This window comes from Nostoc sp., assembly GCF_054880495.1.
Window position 1 is genome coordinate 1 of record NZ_JBTYKD010000158.1, and the last position, 3,364, is coordinate 3,364.

Genomic DNA, 3,364 nt, shown 5'->3' on the forward strand with positions numbered 1-3,364 from the left:
ACCCGAAGGACACGGAGGACATGGACTACCTTGCCCAGAACTGCCACCCGATGGACAAGGGGGACAAGGAGCGCAATCGGGACACGCGGGGCAATTTGGAGTGATGACTATTGGAGGTGGACAAGCTGGACACACTACTGGAGCTGGACACACTACTGGAGTCGGACAAACTACTGGAGTCGGACAAACTACTGGAGCCGGACACACTACTGGAGCCGGACAGACTACCGGATCGGGGCAAGTTGGACAGACTACCGGATCGGGGCAAGTTGGACAGACTACCGGATCGGGACAAGTGGGACACACTACCGGATCGGGACAAGTTGGACACTCTACCGGATCGGGGCAAGTGGGACAAGTCGGGCAGCTTCCCGTACCACACGCCGCACTGCAATCAACCAATGAATCATACATTCCTGGAGTGCCATAGGTAGCACTAAGAATGCACACTCCGTTAATGCAGTCGTACTTAGGCAAGACTGGGCAGCTTGAATCTCCATTGGCGATGTTGATTTGGATAGGCGCCGCGCTGATTCCCGAATTTCCAGAGGCATCGTAAGCACCATCGATATCAAGTACATAGGCGAGGCAGCCACTGTAATATCCACTAGTTACAGATACTTGAATTGAAGTAACTGTATTGCCGACGACATGCTTTGTGTCGGTAGCACCATCGGAAATAATTAGAACGCCCGGCGTATTAGCGCTTGTTGCTTCTGTGAAAATGCAAGAATAACAATTCATCCAAAATACTCAAATAGCAGACTTTAAAAGTCTATTTTTCAATTAAATAGGTATTTTCACAAAACGTAAATATTCCACTTTTAAGTAGAAGTAGAATAATCACTGATGGCGTGTAAGCCTTACTCTGAATAGGATTAAAGCAAGTTTAGTTAATAACTCAAAAAAAAATATTCCGACTTAACCATTGAGAGTGGTTAAACCGGAACAGTCAGAAAGAGAAGAACTATGAAAATTAATAGAAATGGGCAGTCTGCTATTTTGACAGAATCAGACTACTCAAAAATTCGCAATAAGATAAAAAGTCAAAAGTATAAGATTTTGCTGGATCTAGCTTGGTATACCGGAGAACGTTGGGGTGCTTTAGTTAAGTTGCAAGTTGAAGATGTTTACTTGGATCGTAAGCCAAGAGAGTACATTACTTTTCGCTCGCGTACTCGAAAGGCTAGCCCAGACGGCAAACGCCAAACCCGCCAAGTGCCTGTGCATCCTGTACTTGCCCAATCCTTGCCTACATATCAACCAGGAATAAATTCTGTTTATCTGTTCGCCGATCGCAGTGGAGATAAACCAATTACTCTGCGGTGGGCAGATATGATTCTGCGGTCAGCTGTGGAAAAAGCGGGATTAACTGCAAAAGGCATATCAACTCATTCCACCCGCCGCACATTTATCACCACTCTGGCGAAACGAGGTGTGAGTTTGGCAACGATCAAGAAAGCTACTGGGCACACCGACCTAAAAGTGCTTTCACGCTACATCGATGTAACCGACGATGACGTTAAAAACGCGATCGCAACTTTATGAAAAATTTTCCTCTGTGTCAAAGACTGAAAACTGAGCTAGCTGAATTGGCAGTCTTTCCTGACAAATACAGTCGGGCCGAATTAGCCGCCAAACTCAGACATTTAGCTTCTCGTGTCGCTGCCGATCGCTTTCGACCGCCTGCCAACGCAAAATTATTTTTAAAAGTTGAATTGCTGTATTTTGCAATGGTAGGCGGTGGCTACGCAAACCCCATTGACCTAGCCACCGCGCTAAAAATACTATCAAGCACTGCCGAGGATCAAGTAAAGGAACTGTACCAGCCCTGTTTGCGAATAGATCCTTAAACTGGCGTTGCGATGGTCATCCTCCTAACTCTTAACTCCCCACTCCCTAGATTCCAATTAACCACTTCCAGAATTGCATTTGCCACGAAAACGCTGTATCCTGCCATGACACAGGCATTACAGGAAACAGGCAATGCTCAGACCCGGACAAAACAGTACCAGCTTCCCACCGACTTGGAACCACGGGAAAACCCAAACTATCCGCGTACCGATCGCACTTGCAGAACAAATTTTAGATTACGCTAGAACGGTAGATTCCAAACTGATAAACGACCTTTTTCAAGACATCCCCTTACTGCCAGGGGATTTTTTACAGATAATTGACCGTTATATCGCTTGGAGAACCAAGAATTACCGCTCTACACAACTTTTTGCAAAACCAGACATTACCGCTCGTACCTGGGATGAGTTGCGGAAACTTCAGAAGCTGCTAAGGCAATCTCCAGAACTGTTGCGGGAATAAAGCCTTTACGACAGCGTTGGCATCTTGGGCATGGTGGACGGATCATGTTTCCAGCCTTGGATTAACTGTTTAATCTCCACTGGTAATTTACCATCTCCGATCCAAACTTCTACATCTGCTTTTTTGCGTTTGGCGATGATACTGTCCACACTGCCAAGATGAACACGGTTTTTCTTCCTGCCCGTCATCCAGCAGTACCGAAAATACCAGTATTTATTATCACTCCTTTTTACCCAGTACTTCTCTACCCAGTGGGTATTGTGTTCGGGCGCAACTTTTCTAGTATCTAATGTCACCTGCGCCCGAACAGGAGTTTCTACTGTGGCTACAGTAGTGCTTGAGGTAACTTGCGCCCGAACACGTATTTCCCACTGCTCCCAAGCAACCGAATAATCATCCCGGTTTAAATAATCATCTGGGTCTGGTGGCTCAAGTGATTCATCAAAGAAAATTGTCAGTTGTCCGTCCGAGTCGAACTTGCGCGGGACTTCTCCAAAGTCAGCAGGATTCCACCTCTGTTCTGGTTGGGGATGTTCGGGCGCAATTTCATCCCAGTAAGGATCGTAAACGGTAGTCCTTGTTTCAACTGTTGGTGCAATGGCAAATAATGCTAGTTGCCGAGGCACATCAGAATTATGTTTCATAATGTTTTTGAAGTAATAGAATTCGCGGACGTTTAGCGCGTCCGTTTTTTTTATACATAGGAATTAACCAGAGGGAAATAATTCATCCCACTCTGTAGAGTTCCCAAACATTTCAAGTAAACGATTGTAGTTACGCGGAAACTCCCACCATCGCTCACGTAAACATCGACGTATAAAACCTTCTGGATTGTGCGATTTTTCAAAACCACCACGTAGGTTAAACATTAAAAGTGCCAACTTAATTTCATTAGTTGGACGTTCAAGCACTTCTTTCTCATTTGAGTCAAAATGTATACCGTTCTCGACTAAAATTTCTAAGTTGATATCAGAATTAGAATGCTGCTGCTGTATATCACCCGTCACGGCAGACTTATCGTTTGAAGGGTCTGAAGTGTAACTTAAAT

4 protein-coding genes and 2 pseudogenes are annotated in these 3,364 nt (G+C 45.2%); 4 read left to right on the forward strand and 2 right to left on the reverse strand.

Annotated features, from left to right (window positions below):
- The 4 genes and pseudogenes from ACYTXL_RS15815 to ACYTXL_RS15830 all read left to right on the forward strand — a co-directional run.
- Positions 1-430: pseudogene (locus ACYTXL_RS15815) on the forward strand (hypothetical protein); the annotation flags it as partial.
- A gap of 539 nt (positions 431-969) precedes the next feature.
- Complete coding sequence (locus ACYTXL_RS15820) at positions 970-1,548, forward strand: tyrosine-type recombinase/integrase (RefSeq protein WP_461925564.1); 579 nt, start codon at positions 970-972, stop codon at positions 1,546-1,548.
- Positions 1,545-1,853 carry a hypothetical protein gene (locus tag ACYTXL_RS15825; RefSeq protein ID WP_461925565.1) on the forward strand — a complete coding sequence of 103 codons (309 nt, stop codon included), beginning with the start codon at positions 1,545-1,547 and terminating at the stop codon, positions 1,851-1,853. The genes ACYTXL_RS15820 and ACYTXL_RS15825 overlap by 4 nt, the downstream gene beginning before the upstream one ends.
- A gap of 133 nt (positions 1,854-1,986) precedes the next feature.
- A complete protein-coding gene (locus ACYTXL_RS15830; RefSeq protein ID WP_461925566.1) occupies positions 1,987-2,316 on the forward strand; it encodes a hypothetical protein in 330 nt (109 codons plus the stop codon).
- A 5-nt stretch (positions 2,317-2,321) separates the two neighbouring features.
- On the opposite strand, the gene ACYTXL_RS15835 is transcribed toward ACYTXL_RS15830, so the two are convergent.
- Entirely contained in the window at positions 2,322-2,960 is a 639-nt protein-coding gene (locus ACYTXL_RS15835) for a DUF4102 domain-containing protein (protein ID WP_461925567.1), read from the reverse strand.
- Positions 2,961-3,023: 63 nt separating this feature from the next.
- A pseudogene (locus tag ACYTXL_RS15840) lies at positions 3,024-3,364 on the reverse strand (hypothetical protein); the annotation flags it as partial.